Genomic DNA, 15,266 nt, shown 5'->3' on the forward strand with positions numbered 1-15,266 from the left:
GCAAGGCAGGGGCTTTAATTGGGGTAGGACTCAATCACGCCCAGAATGGCCTCGGCGTGGTGCAATTCCATCTCGAACGACCCGCTGTCCTTCACCGGAATACTCACTCGCGTGGTTTGCCCCGCAGGCAATGCAATGGTTTGGTCGATGCCGTGCACATGTAACTCATCGGCTTGGTCGGTGAACACCAAAAACTCAGCTTTTCCGCCAACTTTGGTGGTCAGCCGAATGGGCTCGGAGGTCAGCTTGCCGCTGAGCACGGTCAGTTGGGGCAATGCCTGTGCAGCGTCGCCAGCCGGTGCGTTGCTGGTGGGCGTTGTTGGTGCAGGGGTTTGCACCGACTGTACATACAAAAAAGCCCCGGCCAGCACGGCGCTGACCAAGGCCAGGTATACAAGAGCACGTTTGTTCATGGATTGATTTTGCTGCGTTTGGCCTGGGTACGTTCCCACATTTGAATATACACCTCGGCCGAGTTGTACAAGGCTTTCAAGGCCTCGTTGCCGCCTTCCAATCGCACCTCTTCCACCCAGTCGGCTTTCAGGCCGTAATGGGCTTGTCCTTCTGAATTGGCGTCGTAAATGCGTTCGCCGCTTTTTTGCTGGTCAAATTTGACCGGGCTAACCGATTTGTTGAACACACCATCCCAGTCTTTGCCGGAAAACAGGGTGAAGGGGTATTTGATTTGCGGCCGGTCTGCACCCCGTGGGCCTGCCTGGGCTCCCAAGCCGTTGGTGTCAGCGCCATACCCCACTGCAAAGTCGTATTTCGGGCTCTTCAGGCTGCTGATGAGTTTGAAGTCTTGCGTCCAGGCTTGTGCGTTGCCTTGGTACGGGTAAACCAAACCACCGGCAGCAATCATGCGGCGGGCCTGCTCACGGGTAATGCCGCCATGCGCACCATGGGTGGACACCAGCGGGTAGGCCGGTACCTGGCGTTCGGCCAGGTCAATCAAATCGCCTTTGATGGACAGTTCCAGGTGGTCCACCTCGATGATGATGCCGCGCTCCATGAGGCGCTTGAAGGCGTATTTACCCAACTCGGTTAAGCCGCGCTTGTTGCACTGGCGGCGGTTTTCGGCCGATGGGTACACGGGCAGACCAGGGTTGTTGGCAATAACAGCGGAGCTAAGCGGGTCGTTGCCCAAACCGGGTACCGAGGTCATGACCGCACCGGGCTGGCGCAAAATGTAATCCTTGTAGTTGTTGTCACCACCGGGGCAGTCGTAGGTGGTCCAGAATGCGCCAGTGTCCAGGAAGTTGCCGCCGTTCAGGATCAAGCCGTCGAAAATGCCGTTGCCGCCAAAGGCATTGTCAAACTCGTGAATGGGGAACATTTGCCGCACGCCGAGGTTGTACAGGCGGTCCAGTTGCCGGTCAATTTCAGCCTGGTCGCATTGGGCTTGCCCCAGCTTCACACCGCAGTTGAACAGGTGCGAAATCTCAATGCCCAGCACCACGGCCAGTTTGCCTTCGTTGACCACTTTGCGGGCTTCGGCCGGGGTGGTCACAATGCGAAACCAGCCTTTGCCATTGCCACCGTATTGCGCATCCACATAGCTTTCCAGGTCGCGTGCAAATGTAATTTGCGACACGGCGCTGTCCATTTCATTGCAGTTCTGGGTGGGCTTGCCCTTGGTGTTGCGCACCAGGTTGCACAGGGTTTCGTTTTCCACGAGGTTGGTCACGAAAATGCGCAAACCGGCTTTCCAGGCGCGTTCCAGCCATTTGTAGTACAGGCCTTCGTGGGTCAGCGAGTCGGCTGCCGGCCAGTCATTGAAGGTGGGCCAGCCCACGGTGTCATGCGTGGCTTGGGGTTGGCCCTTGAACAGGTTTTCCACCAGGTCCAGCCGTCCGTCGGGGCCATGGTCGGTTTGGCAACTGTCCAGTGCTTGGGTTACGCCAAAGCGGTGAAACGGCCGCCCGTGGTGTGCGCCACCCAAAAATGTGGTCGCCGTGATGTGGTTGTGCACATCCGCAAAACCGCGCAGGGCCTGGTTTTCGCCAGCGCCGGTGAAGCTGTCGCCGGTTGTGTTGGTGGAAATTTCCGGGAATTCGGCGCAGCCCTGGGTGGGTACAAAGCGGAACAGGGTGTTGCTGCCCGTGGCGGCTTTTTCCACAGAGCCCAGGGTGCTGCTGCTGTCCAGCAGGGCCAGTTTCATCTGGTTGCCGGTGTTGGTGAGTGAAAACCCGTCCCGACCGCGCTCATCGTCCAGCACCGACCATTCAATGCTGTCGGAATAAGCCGTGGTACTCGCCACCGGTGTTCCGGCGGTGTTGCCCGCGCCCTGCATGAGTTGCTTGTTGGTGTTGAACACCATGTATTTGCCCAAGGCTGTGGGTTTTAAATAAAACGGTGCCGCTTTGGACAGCAGGGTTTGGTCCACCGCGTACGTTCCCCCCGTGGTCACTGACACGTACTTGCCACTGGCGACCGACTGCAGCGCATGGCACTGGTTGGCAATGTTGAAGGCGGTGGGTTTGATCACCACTTCGCTGGGCGAGGTTGGGGTGCCCGTTGAGCCGCCTGCGGCCAGGGAGCCTGAATCGCTGTTGCAGGCCGCCAGCATGGCCGTGAAGACCAGCAGGCTGAGGGTGCTCAGGCATTGGCCTGCGCGATAAGGTCGGTGCGTTCCAGTGCTCATGTCTCGTCCCACGGCGGTGATGGCTTTGAATGTGTAAATACTGTTACTGGACAACACAGCGGACAGATTCGCTGGTTTGTCAGCAAAACCCCGGCTTTGTCAGAACTTTGACAGAAGCACACCAACTTCCGCTTCATAAAGGCAGATTTGTGTCGATACAACTGTTTTGGAGGTGACGCCATGACTTATTTGTGTGAACAGTCCCGCTTGCCAATTCTGCTGGGTCAGTCCAGCCATTTGTTGGCCAAGGTGATGGATGACCAGATCGGGATGGCCGAACTTGCCCAATCCATTCAATTGGACCCTGTGTTGAGCGCCAAATTGCTGCGGGTCGCCAATTCTCCGTTTTACGGGGTCAGTGGCCAAATCAGCAGTATTGAGGAGTCCCTGGTGGTGATTGGCCTGTCCAGTGTGCGGGGGTACATTCAGACTGAAATGTTGCGAGGCATCACCCAATACCCGCCGTGGAACGAGGTGAATCTGGACCGATTCTGGAGCCAGGCCCTGTGGATGGGCTGCGCTGCCTACACCCTGGCCAACCGCTGTGAACTCAGCTCGGTGTTGGCCATGTCCACTGGGTTGTTCCACAACATTGGCATGCTCGTGTTGCTGGGTCAGGAGGGCGATGCCTACCAGGTGCTGTTCAACTGGGAAGAAGACGAGGACAAGCTTGCGCGCGTGGAGCGTGAACTGTTTGGCGTGGACCACGGGCAGATGGGCGGAGAAATGCTGGCGGTGTGGAAGTTGCCCCCTGTCATGGTACATGCTGTTGCCCAGCAATATGTGGACGAGCCATTTCAGCCGACTGCGTGGATGACCGAAATCTTGAAATGTGCCCATGTGCTGCACCGCCACCGCGAGGACCCACCCGAGGTGACGTTGCAGGCGCTGGCACCCGAACACTGCACCTTGTTTGAACTCAAAAGCACCAACTTCCCGCGTTTTGAGCGGGATGTGCAGTTGCGGTACAACAACCTGATGCTGATGGTGGGCTACGGCAATGGTGACACGGGTGCCTAATCGCCGGTTTTCAGGGCATGAGCACCGTACAGCCGGTGGTTTGTCGGCTGGTCAGCAGTTCATGGGCGCGGCCCACATCGGCCAAGGGCATGCGTTGGTTGATGTGAACCTTCACCATGCCCTGCATCACCACATCAAACAATTCGTTGGCGCTTTCCTGCAGTTCGGCTGAATCGGCTGTAAAGCTGGCCAATGTGGGGCGGGTTAAAACCAATGAACCCCGTTGGGCCAACCAACCCAGCGGCACTGGGTCCACTGCACCGCTGGCATTGCCGAAACTCACCATCATGCCCCGCGGTTTCAGGCAGTCCAGCGAGGTCACAAACGTGTCTTTGCCCACGCTGTCGTACACCACCGGCACCCCTTTGCCACCCGTCAGTGCTTTCACGCGCTCCACGGTGTTTTCTTCCGAGGTCACAATCACGTCATCACAGCCGTTGGCCATGGCCAGTTCAGCTTTGGCACGGGTGGACACGGTCCCAATCACCCGGGCACCCAACGCCTTGGCCCACTGGCAAGCCAATAAGCCGACACCACCTGCAGCCGCATGGAAGAGGATGGTGTCGCCCGCCTTCACCGGGTAGACACGGCGCAGCAGGTACTGTGCAGTCAACCCTTTCAACATGATAGCGGCTGCCGTGTCAAAGCCAATACCATCTGGCAGTTTCACCAAGGGCTGTGCGGGCATGTTGCGCCGTGTGCTGTAGGCACCCACTGGGCCAGAGGCATAGGCCACGCGGTCCCCTACTTGGAAACCTGTTACACCAGGCCCCACGGCTGTGATCACACCCGCTGCCTCCGTGCCCAAGCCACTCGGCAAGGGCAGGGGGTACAGGCCGGTGCGCCAATACACTTCAATAAAATTCAGGCCAATCGCTTTGTGCTCCACCTGCACTTCGCCCGCTTGCGGCGGGCCCAGTTCCAGGGTGTCCATCTGCAATACTTCAGGGCCGCCGATGCGGTGGATTCGAATGGTTTGAACGGTGGTATTCATGCTGACTCCTTGTGCTTCCTGAGTGTTAACAGGGCCACGCCTGCCAGCACCAGTGCGGTGCCCGCGGCGTGCCAAATCGTGAAGGGTTCGTTGAGAATGAAGGTGCCCAAAAAAATGGTGGCAATGGGCCCCACCATGCCCAGTTGAGAGACGCGTGGTGCGCCGATCAAACTGATGGCTGTCATGACGGCAAACACGGGCACAAAGGTGCAGAACACCGCATTCACCACAGACCAGCCCCACACCGCGGCGGGTTGATGCCAAATGACCGACATGGGTTGTTGAATGTTGATTTGCACCAGAATGGCCGCTGCAGACACCAACGTGGCCAGTGCTGTGACGCGGATGGTGCCCAGTCGCTTGAGCAAACGCTCGCCCAAAATCAGGTAGGAAGCGTAGCTGATGGAGGACAAAAACACCAGGATAGAACCCAGCGCGGTGTTTGCTCCAGTCAACACGGTTTCATGGCCGTACACCACCATCAAACCCACATAGGCCAGGCCCATGCAACCCAGTTGCCAGCGTTGCGGCCATTGCTGGCGTATGGCACACCCCATGAGCAACACCAGCGATGGGTAGGTGAACAAAATCAGCCGCTCAAGGCCAGCCGTGATGTACTGCAAGCCCATGAAGTCGAACAGGCTGGCCAGGTAATAGCCCAACAAACCGGTGACGCCAATCAGGCCATAGTCCCGCAGTGTCAGGCGCTCGCTGCTGTGGCCTTTCACGCTGGTGTACACCAGCGCGCCTAAAAACAGGGGCAGCGACAATAACATGCGCATGGCCAGCAAGGTGGAGGCGTCCACCCCGTGCGCATACGCCAGCTTGACCACAATGGCCTTGGCTGAAAAACAGATGGCGCCTGCCAACGCCAGGCCAATGCCCCACGCGGTTGGCGAGCGCTCCAGCAGCGCTCGGGTGGTACTCAAGGTGGTGGTTGTGGTCAGAGTCGTTTGATCAGGCTGGAGGTGTCCCAGCGCCCGCCACCCATGGCCTGCACTTCGGCATAAAACTGGTCAACCAGGGCGGTAACCGGCAGTTGCGAGCCATTGCGCCGGGCTTCTTCCAGCACCAGCGAGAAGTCTTTGCGCATCCAGTCCACAGCAAAGCCGAAATTGAATTCGTCTTTCACCATGGTGCGGCCCCGGTTTTCCATTTGCCAGCTTTGGGCTGCCCCTTTGCTGATCACATCCAGCGCCTTGTTCACATCCAGGCCAGCATTCATGCCAAATTTCAAGGCTTCAGACAGCGCCTGCACCAGCCCGCCAATGCAGATCTGGTTCATCATTTTGGTGAGTTGCCCGCTGCCAGACTCGCCCATCAAGGTCACGGCCTTGGCAAAGTGTGCGATCACCGGTTTGGCCTTTTCAAAGTCCACCTCATTGCCGCCGCACATGACGGTCAGTTGGCCGTTTTGCGCGCCAGCCTGCCCGCCCGACACGGGGGCATCCAGAAAACCAAACCCGGAGCTTTCGGCCTGCTCATGCAGTTCACGGGCAATTTTGGCGCTGGCGGTGGTGTGGTCTACAAACACGGCACCGGGCTGCATGGCGTGGAAGGCGCCATCAATGCCGGTGCACACTTGGCGCAGGTTATCGTCATTGCCTACGCAGGCAAACACCAGGTCTTGCCCTTCGGCGGCTTTGATGGGTGTGTGGGCCAGCTTGCCACCATGTTCGGCAACCCATTGCTGCGCCTTGGCCAGGGTGCGGTTGTACACCGTCACTGTGTGGCCCGCTTTGGCCAAATGCCCCGCCATGGGGTAGCCCATGACACCCAAACCCAAAAATGCAACTTTCAATCCCATGTTCTTTCAGCCTTGTAAGGGGGTTGAACCAAATGCCGACAATCGATTGGTTACTGTAGCCCAAGGCCGGCAAAAGTTCGCCCCCTGAAATCCCTAATCCCGAGTGCCCTCGCGCTCAAGCTTTGAGGTGTTGACTGAAAAACGCCAAGGTTCGGTTCCACGAAAGCTCTGCGGCGTCTTTGTCGTATCGGGCGGTGGAGTCGTTGTGAAAACCATGGTTGGTGTTGGGGTACACATGGGCAGTGTAGGGCACTTGCCCAGCCTTCAACGTGGCTTCGTAGGCGGGCCAGGTGTCATTCACCCGCTTGTCCAGTTCGCCAAAATGCAGCAGCAGCGGGCCCTTCACCTGCTTGGGCAAATCGCCTTTGGCCGGTGTGCCGTAATACGGTACGGTTGCGGACAGCAGTTCCGGATGGGTTGCCGCCAGGAAGTTGCAGATGTAACCGCCAAAACAAAACCCCACCACGCCCAGCTTGCCGCTGCTGTTGGCGTGGGCTTTGAGAAACCGTGCTGCGGCCACAAAGTCCTGCTCGATTTTTTCAGGCACCAGGCTGGATTGCAGTTCCCGGCCTTTGTCGTCGTTGCCAGGGTAGCCACCCACGGGAAACAGCGCATCGGGCGCAAAGGCGAGATAACCAGCTTTGGCCAAGCGGCGGGCCACGTCTTCAATGTAGGGGTTGAGCCCCCGGTTTTCGTGCACCACCAACACGGCGGGCGCTTTGCCGTTGCCCAGCGTGGCAGGGGCCACCAGGTAACCCCGGCCTTTGCCGTGGCCTTGCGGCGAGTCAAATTCCACATACCTGGCTTTGATGGCGGGGTCGTTGAAATTGACCTGCTCGGCCTGTGCGTAGTCCGGCAACAAGGCCGCAGTGAGTGTGTTCAAGGCAAAGCCGGCGGCAGCCAGTGTGGCCAGCCGAGTCATGAAGGTTCGCCGGTCGATTTGCCCATGGGCGTACTCGTCGTACCAATCAAACGCTTCTTGCGGAATGGTTGGGATGTTGTTCAGTGTGGGGGTTTGCTGCATGACAGCCTCCGATGCTTCCAGCTGTGGGTAAGAGGCCACAGTCTAGGGTGAAGCTGTGGTGGCTGTAAAGACAGAAGGCGCAGCGCACCCGCCACGCCATTCTTTTTTTAACGATACCGCCGCGTGATAGCCAGTGTCGCCTTGGCTTGAAGCTCCGTGGTCAATTGAGACAAGGCCCACCGCAAAACCATGACTGTGATTTGGTCGCCCACGCCATTGACGGTACGCCCCAGAAATCGCATGATGGCTCTCACAATCGCCTTGGTCTCCTCCTTCATGATGTAAGACTGTGTAGAGCAGATCATCAGTAACTCCGCCAGGCGGTCGGTGGCCTCTGCACAGCCTTCGAAAAACCGCTGTGTGGTCAACAAGGCGGCTTGAGAAATTTTGCTGCACAAGGCATGGATGGCTTGGCCGATCAAGACCAACAATTGACCACTGAACAGCAGGCCAGTACCCAAAATTTTGATGGAATCGTCCAGCGTTTCATCCAATGCGCCAAGGCGTACCATGGGTTGTTTCAGGTCTGCCCACGACTTGCCCGGATGGTTCATGGGCACGGCATAACCCGGTTTGCTGGGGTCGGTTGAGTGCGCGTCAACGTTGATCAAGCTGCCACCAGCGTGCGTGACGTAGGTGTCGTCCTGCACGCCCGCATGGCAAAAGGGAAACACCGGAACCATGGCAACCGGGTCAAAGCGGTTGGCCACCCGGTAAATTCGTCCCCGTAATTTGGTCTCAAGGTCGGCTGCAAACGGGTAATGGCCCACACGGGGCGCGCCCAAGGTGTACAACGCCACCGTGTAACCCTTTTCATGCAGCAAGGCCGCATTGAGGTTGGCCAAGGCGCCCCCCAAGCTGTGCCCCACGCAATGAATGATGGCGGGCGGTGGCCCGACCTGGCGCAACAACACGTCGAGTTGCGTGAGGTAGGATTTGAACGTGTCGTGAAAGCCCTTGTGGACTACTTTGTGGTTGGGGCCGATGGCGATGCCCACATCGGCGTCGGTCAACCAGTCCGGCACAATATCGGTTCCGCGTGTTACCAATACGTATTCGTTGGCTGCTCCAGCGGTTTGTTTTGCCAAAAAACCAAAGCCAGAGGAGGAGGACAGAAATTGGAGCGATTTCGCAACAAAGCGCACCCCCGATCGGCCTGTGAACGCATTGAGCGTGGTTGGGTCGAAGGGGGCTTCTAGACCACGAAAATGTTTGGTGTTACGGCTTTTGTATAAACTTTTTAATACATCGCTTGATTGCTGCCTAACCTCATAAACGGAGGCTGCCAAAAAGTAAGCCTCAAATGGCGTCAAGACCTTCATTGATCGACCCTCCTGCATTCAACCAAGTAAGAACCTTCAAACAGCTCGGATTTCTGCAAATCACATTCCAGCCGCTCCGGGGGTTCTGTTGCGACAAAATGGCTTAGGGATGATGAAACGTACACTCTGTATGGCTTTGAATCATGTACAGATTTGATGTCTACGACCATGCTTGGCTGATAAAACAACCGCGTCATCAACCCCGTGCTGATTTCCCCCGTGATTTTCGGGAAAACAAACCGCCCATCGGCATTGGTCTTCAAAGTGACCACACGCGGTGGGGCTTTGGACTCTTCGTAGTTCCAGTACAGGGTTTGGGTCAGTTCAAGCCCGGCAACGGGTTTGCCAGCATTCAAGATTTGGCCTTGAATTTCAGGCCACAAAAGGACTTTCTCGGTTGCCATGGCGCAGGAAAATAAAAAAGGGTTGAGGGCCAACAACAAGCCGACGCAGCGGCGGCGCAACAAGAGCATGGGCATTTATGGCCTGTGAGTGTTTGTTCAGCCACCGAATGTCGTCCAAACCCGTCTGCATGGCAATTGTCCACTCTGCGGAGTGATGGCAGAGGGGACAAATACCCCCTCTGGTTCCCCAATTGCTTAGGGTTTTCCCACCACCACTTCGCTGATCTGCAACACCGGTTGCAAGTCGGTGTAGTTGGGAATGTCCGCCAATATGGTTTGTGCGTGGGGGCCAAATGCCGCCTGGAAGCTTGCGACGGAATCGCAGAACAAATGGCACATGGCCACGTAGGTGGGCGCTTCGCCGGGTGTGCCGCCGGCCAGCCCACGGTCCACCGTGTAGTACTTCAGGGCGTCGCCCATTTTGCTTTTCACCAGGGGCATGTGGCTGTTTTTGTAATATTCATGGTCAAACCGCGCACCAGCCTTGTTGGGGTACATCACGCTGACCTTAATGCCTGTTGTCGTCATCCTCGTTCTCCTTCGGGTTAAATTGCTGCCGCAGAATTTGTACACTGCTGTTTTGGCCATCTCAGGATATCGCATGAAATTGTGGGCACACCGCGGCAGTGGAAAAGGTGCACTCGAAAACACCTTGAAAGGGTTTCAAACCGCCCTGAACAGCGGTTTTAACGCGGTGGAGTTTGACGTCATGCTCACCGCCGATGGCCAGGCTTTTGTGCACCATGACTGGGTCATGGGCCGTTGCGCGCAGTCCATCGACCCGGCTTTGGCCGGTACCGACTCGGTGACCCGCTTTGACAGACTGCGCGCCAGTGACCTGCGGCACTACAGCGTGGCGGGTGAGCCGATTCCCCGCCTGCAAGAGGTGCTGGACTGGTGTTTACAACACAACATCTCGGCCAATGTGGAGTTGAAAGCCACTGACCCTGCCAACGCACGGACATTGGGCCAAGTGGTGCGGCAGCATGTGGAGGCTTGCACTGCTGACCAACAGGCTCGCATCCGTCAGCATTGGCTGTTTTCCAGTTTTTACCACGCCAGCTTATTGCCTTTGCAGGGCTTGCCATTGGCAATACTCTATGAAGCCTTTCCGGAGGACTGGGTGCTGCACGCCGATGCGCTGGGTGCCAAGGCAGTGCACCTGCATTGGTCGGCGGTGGACGCCACCGTGGTGCGCCGCATTCACACCTCGGGGCGACAAGTGCGGGTTTACACCGTCAACGACGAAGAAACCTTAAGAGCCCTGGCTGCGCTGGGTGTGGATGGTGCCTTCACCGACGTAATGGCGTTTGGCCAGCACTCTTTTTGACCAGCGCCCCGTATAATCACAGCCTATTCAATCATCTACCCAGGTTTGTACCCGATGAAAGTCGCCGACATTCGCGAAAAGTTTCTGAACTACTTTGCCTCGCAAGGGCACACCGTTGTGCCCTCCAGTTCGCTGGTGCCCGGCAACGACCCAACCCTGCTGTTCACCAACAGCGGCATGGTGCAGTTCAAGGATGTGTTCACCGGCAAGGACAAACGCCCCTACACCCGCGCAACATCCAGCCAGCGTTCGGTGCGCGCCGGTGGCAAGCACAACGACCTGGAAAACGTGGGCTACACCGCCCGGCACCACACTTTCTTTGAAATGCTGGGCAACTTCAGCTTTGGCGATTACTTCAAGGAAAACGCCATTCAGTACGCCTGGAATTTGCTGACCACCGTTTACAAGCTGCCTGCCGATCGCCTGTATGTCACCGTCTACCACGAGGATGACGAGGCCTACAATATTTGGAATAAGCAGGTGGGCGTGCCCGCCGAGCGCATCATTCGCATTGGCGACAACAAGGGTGCCCGCTATGCGTCGGACAACTTCTGGCAGATGGCCGACACCGGTCCCTGCGGTCCTTGTACTGAAATTTTTTATGACCATGGCCCAGACGTTTGGGGTGGCCCACCCGGAAGCCCCGAAGAAGATGGCGACCGTTATATTGAAATCTGGAACCTGGTGTTCATGCAGTTTGAGCGCACCGCCGATGGCGTGCTGCACCCCCTGCCCAAGCCTTGCGTGGACACCGGCATGGGCCTGGAGCGCATTGCGGCTGTGCTGCAGCATGTGCACAGCAACTACGAAATCGACCTGTTCCAGGCCTTGATTGCCGGTGCGGCCCGCGAAGTGAATGCGCAGGGCAATGCTGTTGAACTGAGCAACAACAGCTTGAAGGTGATTGCCGACCACATCCGCGCCTGTTCTTTTCTGGTGGTGGATGGTGTGATTCCTGGCAACGAAGGCCGGGGCTATGTGCTGCGCCGCATTGTTCGCCGCGCCATACGCCATGGCTACAAGCTGGGTTGCCGCAAGCCATTCTTCAACGCGCTGGTGCCCGACCTGGTGGCGCAAATGGGCGAGGCCTATCCCGAGCTGGCCAAGGCTGCTGCCCAAGTGCAAAACATTTTGAAAGCCGAAGAAGAGCGCTTCTTTGAAACCATCGAAAACGGCATGAGCATTCTGGATGCTGCGCTGGGCGCTCTGCCCCAAGGCGGCGTGCTGGACGGTGAAACCGCTTTCAAGTTGCACGACACCTATGGCTTCCCGCTGGACCTGACGGCCGACGTGTGCCGCGAGCGCGAGATGAGCGTGGACGAGGCCGCCTTTGATGCCGCCATGGACAAGCAAAAGCAGCAGGCCCGCGCCGCTGGCAAGTTCAAGATGGACGCCGACCTAGCCTATAGTGGCGCGCCCACCGAGTTCAAGGGTTACGAGCAACTGGAAGTGGCCAATGCCCGCATCACCGCCATCTACGTGAACGGCAGTGCGGTGAACAGCATTTCTGCAGGCCAACAGGGCGTGATTGTGCTGGACCAAACGCCTTTCTATGCCGAAAGCGGTGGCCAAGTGGGCGACCAAGGCGAAATTTCCAGCGGCGCAGCCTGCCTCAACCTGTTCCGTGTTGAGGACACCCAAAAAATTCAGGCCAACGTGTTTGGCCACCACGGTGAACTCATCACTGGCGAGCTCAAGGTGGGCGATGCCGTGGGTGCACAAGTGGACCAGTACAAGCGCGGCCGCACCATTCGCAACCACAGTGCCACCCACCTCATGCACAAAGCCCTGCGCGAAGTGCTGGGCGAGCATGTCAGCCAAAAAGGTTCGCTGGTGGATGCCGATAAAACTCGTTTCGACTTTGCGCACCACAGCCCCATGACCGCCGAGCAAATTGCCGCGGTTGAACGCAAAGTGAACGATGAAATTTTGGCGAACGTGGAAGCCAGTGCCCGTGTGATGGACATTGAAAGCGCCAAAGCGGCTGGTGCAATGATGCTGTTTGGTGAAAAGTATGGCGACACGGTGCGTGTTCTCGACATTGGCTCATCCCGTGAGCTTTGCGGCGGAACGCACGTGCAGCGCACGGGTGATATTGGGCTATTTAAGATTGTGAGTGAAAGCGGTGTGGCTGCCGGCATTCGCCGGGTGGAGGCCACCACTGGCTTGGGTGCCATGGAATTTGCGCAAGCCACACAGGCCCAGGTAGAGGCCATCGCCCAAACTCTGCGTGTGCCTGCTTCGGAAGCCACTGCCAAAATTGGGCAGATGCTGGACCAGGTGAAAAGCCTGGAAAAGGAACTGGACCGATTGAAAAGCAAGTTGGCAGCCAGCCAGGGCGACGACCTCGCCAGCCAGGCGGTGGACGTAGCGGGTATCCAGGTGCTGGCTGCAGCACTGGATGGTGCGGACGTGAAGCAACTGCGTGAGACCGCCGACAAACTGCGCGACAAGCTGGGCAATGCCGCTTTGGTTCTGGCCACCGTGGCCGACGGTAAAGTCAGCCTGATTGCCTCCGTCAGCAAAGACGCTACCACAAAAGTAAAAGCAGGCGACCTGGTGAACTTTGTGGCCCAGCAGGTGGGTGGCAAGGGCGGTGGTCGCCCCGACATGGCCCAGGCCGGTGGCACGCAGCCCGAGAACCTACCCGCTGCTTTGGCGGGCGTGGTGGATTGGGTGAAGTCCAAGATTTAAAACGGGTTCACAGGCAGCACGCACCATGAGCACACTTCAATATCGGTATTGCCCCCAGTGCGCGCAGCCGCTGGCCCAGCGCGACCACGGCGGCGCCCAGCGCATGGTGTGCACGGCCGAGCCCTGCGGCTTCGTGCAGTGGGGCAACCCGGTGCCGGTGGTGGCTGCCTTGGTGGAGTACCAAGGGAAAATCCTGCTGGCGCGCAATGCCGCCTGGCCTGCAGAATTCTATGCCCTCATCACAGGCTTTTTGGAACGCAACGAGTCGCCCGAAGAGGGCGTGGCCCGTGAGTTGAAAGAAGAAACAAACCTGGATGCTGTAGAAACAAGCCTGATCGGCGTTTACCCCTTTCAGCGTAAAAATGAAGTCATCATGGCTTACCACGTGAAAGCCGAGGGCGAGGTAAGCCTGTCGGAAGAGCTGGTGGCTTACAAGCTGATTGAACCCGCCAAACTGCGCCCCTGGCGCATGGGCACAGGCTTGGCCATGGCGCACTGGATGCAGGCCCGTGGCCTGGATGTACAGTGGCTTGAATTTTGAACATCGAACTGAATCGCAGGAGTACCCCATGAATGCAGACCGTGAAATTGATGCCAGTGGACTGAATTGCCCACTGCCTATTCTGCGGACCAAAAAAGCACTGGCCGATATGCAAAGTGGCCAGGTGTTGAAGGTGCTGGCGACCGATCCGGGTGCTGTACGGGACTTCGCCATGTTTGCCAAACAAACCGGCAATGAACTGCTGGACCAGCAAGAGCAAGCGGGCACTTTTGTGTTTTTCATGAAGCGGCGCTAAGTCCCAAGGCCTGCTTTGAGCGTTCTGCTGGCCAAACCTGCGTTGCCCAAACATTGGTTGCTGGATGCCAACATTCTGTTTTCAGACTGGTGCCGCGCTTTGATGCTGGAGTTGGCCGACCAGCATGGGGCCACCTTGCATTGGACCCCCATCATTGAAAACGAGTGCTTTCGTAATCTGGTGCGCTTGCAACGCCTCTCCGAGGCCGATGCCGAGGCCCACCGTGCCGCGTTGCCCGGTGCGATGTCAGCCCGGGTACTCACCGACGATTACTCAGCCTGCCTGCCGGACGTCAAAAGCGTGGATGAAAAGGACCGACATGTGGCGGCCGCCGCGCTTCACCTCAAACATCGCCTTGGCGAGCCGGTGGCCCTGGTCACCTGGAACATTCGCGACTTCCCCAGAAAAAACCTGTTGAAACTAGGCGTGGTGCGTTATTCCCCGGACGACCTGCTGCTCGAGCTGTTCATGCCTTCCGCGGGCTTGCTTGAGCGTCTGCAAGGCAGTTTGAAGCGGCTGGATAGCTTGCTGGGTCAACTGCCAGTTCGTGACCCAAACCCCCATCGTGAACAAGCGCGCCCACCCCCCTCAACGGTTGATGAATGGTTAAACTTCCTCAATAGAAACCGTTTACACCGCACGGCCCGCGCACTTCAGCGGTTTGTTTAGGGGGGTTCACCAAAATGGGTGGGCTCTTTTGAGGGTCGCAAGAAGTAGAATATCTGTAAACCTTTTGATCATTGGCCAAAAATTTATGCACAGGTTGGTATACACGTCAACGCAGGCGGTACCCCTGAAATCCAAGGATTTCGAGAACCTGTGCGCGCAGGCTTCGTCAAAAAACTGTGCTTTGGGCTTGACCGGCATTTTGCTATTTAACGGACAGGAGTTCCTCCAATGTCTGGAGGGTGAGCAAACACAAATCTCGACCCTGTTTACATCCATTCGTGCGGACAGCCGTCACCGGGACATTCAAGTTCATGCCTTCGGCCCTGCATCCGAAAGGCTATTTGAAGGCTGGGCCATGCAGGGCGTTCATTTGGGTCCAGATCGCATTTCACCGGTGGTGAAAACCCCATTCGATTACCTGGATTCTCGGCTTCACCGTTCTTGGCAGTCGCTCGGAAAAGGGGTAATCAACCTGATCATGGAATATGGTAGGGTCAAATCTGAAATGGAAAAAGCCCCACAGACCGGGGCCTTTCCGTTTTAGCAGGTGGGCTGTGGCGC

Annotated in this window: 16 protein-coding genes; 7 read left to right on the forward strand and 9 right to left on the reverse strand. The window is 57.6% G+C overall.

Annotated features, from left to right (window positions below; all coding sequences use genetic code 11):
* Window positions 1-14 precede the first annotated feature (14 nt).
* Together VGE55_RS04665 and VGE55_RS04670 are read right to left on the reverse strand one after the other, a co-directional pair.
* Window positions 15-413, reverse strand: coding sequence for a hypothetical protein (locus tag VGE55_RS04665; RefSeq protein WP_331130540.1), 399 nt, complete (start codon window positions 411-413; stop codon window positions 15-17).
* Window positions 410-2,644 carry a peptidase M19 gene (locus VGE55_RS04670; protein WP_331130541.1) on the reverse strand — a complete coding sequence of 745 codons (2,235 nt, stop codon included), beginning with the start codon at window positions 2,642-2,644 and terminating at the stop codon, window positions 410-412. Before VGE55_RS04670 ends, VGE55_RS04665 begins: the two co-directional genes overlap by 4 nt.
* 180 nt (window positions 2,645-2,824) lie before the next feature.
* Between VGE55_RS04670 and VGE55_RS04675 the strand changes: the two genes are divergently transcribed.
* A complete protein-coding gene (locus VGE55_RS04675) occupies window positions 2,825-3,664 on the forward strand; it encodes an HDOD domain-containing protein (protein WP_331130542.1) in 840 nt (279 codons plus the stop codon).
* A gap of 10 nt (window positions 3,665-3,674) precedes the next feature.
* On the opposite strand, the gene VGE55_RS04680 is transcribed toward VGE55_RS04675, so the two are convergent.
* The 7 genes from VGE55_RS04680 to VGE55_RS04710 form a co-directional block, all read right to left on the reverse strand.
* Entirely contained in the window at window positions 3,675-4,658 is a 984-nt protein-coding gene (locus tag VGE55_RS04680) for a quinone oxidoreductase (protein WP_331130543.1), read from the reverse strand.
* Window positions 4,655-5,587: a DMT family transporter gene (locus VGE55_RS04685; protein ID WP_331130544.1), complete on the reverse strand. Its 933-nt coding sequence runs from the start codon at window positions 5,585-5,587 to the stop codon at window positions 4,655-4,657. Before VGE55_RS04685 ends, VGE55_RS04680 begins: the two co-directional genes overlap by 4 nt.
* A gap of 14 nt (window positions 5,588-5,601) precedes the next feature.
* On the reverse strand, window positions 5,602-6,465 hold the full coding sequence (locus tag VGE55_RS04690; protein ID WP_331130545.1) for an NAD(P)-dependent oxidoreductase: 864 nt from the start codon (window positions 6,463-6,465) through the stop codon (window positions 5,602-5,604).
* A gap of 115 nt (window positions 6,466-6,580) precedes the next feature.
* Window positions 6,581-7,489 (reverse strand): dienelactone hydrolase family protein, encoded by a 909-nt coding sequence (locus VGE55_RS04695; RefSeq protein ID WP_331130546.1) that lies wholly within the window; start codon window positions 7,487-7,489, stop codon window positions 6,581-6,583.
* A gap of 107 nt (window positions 7,490-7,596) precedes the next feature.
* Window positions 7,597-8,577, reverse strand: coding sequence for a lipase family protein (locus VGE55_RS04700; protein ID WP_331130547.1), 981 nt, complete (start codon window positions 8,575-8,577; stop codon window positions 7,597-7,599).
* Window positions 8,578-8,807: 230 nt separating this feature from the next.
* Entirely contained in the window at window positions 8,808-9,290 is a 483-nt protein-coding gene (locus tag VGE55_RS04705) for a DUF6795 domain-containing protein (RefSeq protein WP_331130548.1), read from the reverse strand.
* Window positions 9,291-9,410: 120 nt separating this feature from the next.
* The gene (locus VGE55_RS04710; RefSeq protein ID WP_331130549.1) at window positions 9,411-9,743 is read right to left on the reverse strand and encodes an EthD family reductase; all 333 of its coding nucleotides are present in this window, start codon (window positions 9,741-9,743) and stop codon (window positions 9,411-9,413) included.
* A 73-nt stretch (window positions 9,744-9,816) separates the two neighbouring features.
* On the opposite strand from VGE55_RS04710, the gene VGE55_RS04715 reads away from it, so the two are divergent.
* The 6 genes from VGE55_RS04715 to VGE55_RS04740 all read left to right on the forward strand — a co-directional run bounded on the left by VGE55_RS04715 (window position 9,817) and on the right by VGE55_RS04740 (window position 15,249).
* Window positions 9,817-10,545, forward strand: coding sequence for a glycerophosphodiester phosphodiesterase (locus VGE55_RS04715; protein WP_331130550.1), 729 nt, complete (start codon window positions 9,817-9,819; stop codon window positions 10,543-10,545).
* A 54-nt stretch (window positions 10,546-10,599) separates the two neighbouring features.
* Window positions 10,600-13,239 carry an alanine--tRNA ligase gene (gene alaS / locus VGE55_RS04720; protein WP_331130551.1) on the forward strand — a complete coding sequence of 880 codons (2,640 nt, stop codon included), beginning with the start codon at window positions 10,600-10,602 and terminating at the stop codon, window positions 13,237-13,239.
* A gap of 25 nt (window positions 13,240-13,264) precedes the next feature.
* Entirely contained in the window at window positions 13,265-13,780 is a 516-nt protein-coding gene (locus VGE55_RS04725) for an NUDIX domain-containing protein (RefSeq protein ID WP_331130552.1), read from the forward strand.
* A gap of 28 nt (window positions 13,781-13,808) precedes the next feature.
* Window positions 13,809-14,036 carry a sulfurtransferase TusA family protein gene (locus VGE55_RS04730; protein ID WP_256764723.1) on the forward strand — a complete coding sequence of 76 codons (228 nt, stop codon included), beginning with the start codon at window positions 13,809-13,811 and terminating at the stop codon, window positions 14,034-14,036.
* Between the two features lie 15 nt (window positions 14,037-14,051).
* Window positions 14,052-14,705 carry a hypothetical protein gene (locus tag VGE55_RS04735; protein WP_331130553.1) on the forward strand — a complete coding sequence of 218 codons (654 nt, stop codon included), beginning with the start codon at window positions 14,052-14,054 and terminating at the stop codon, window positions 14,703-14,705.
* 64 nt (window positions 14,706-14,769) lie between these two features.
* Complete coding sequence (locus VGE55_RS04740) at window positions 14,770-15,249, forward strand: BLUF domain-containing protein (protein ID WP_331130554.1); 480 nt, start codon at window positions 14,770-14,772, stop codon at window positions 15,247-15,249.
* Window positions 15,250-15,266 lie beyond the last annotated feature (17 nt).

The sequence above is a fragment of the Limnobacter sp. genome (assembly GCF_036405155.1).
Classification (GTDB): domain Bacteria; phylum Pseudomonadota; class Gammaproteobacteria; order Burkholderiales; family Burkholderiaceae_B; genus Limnobacter.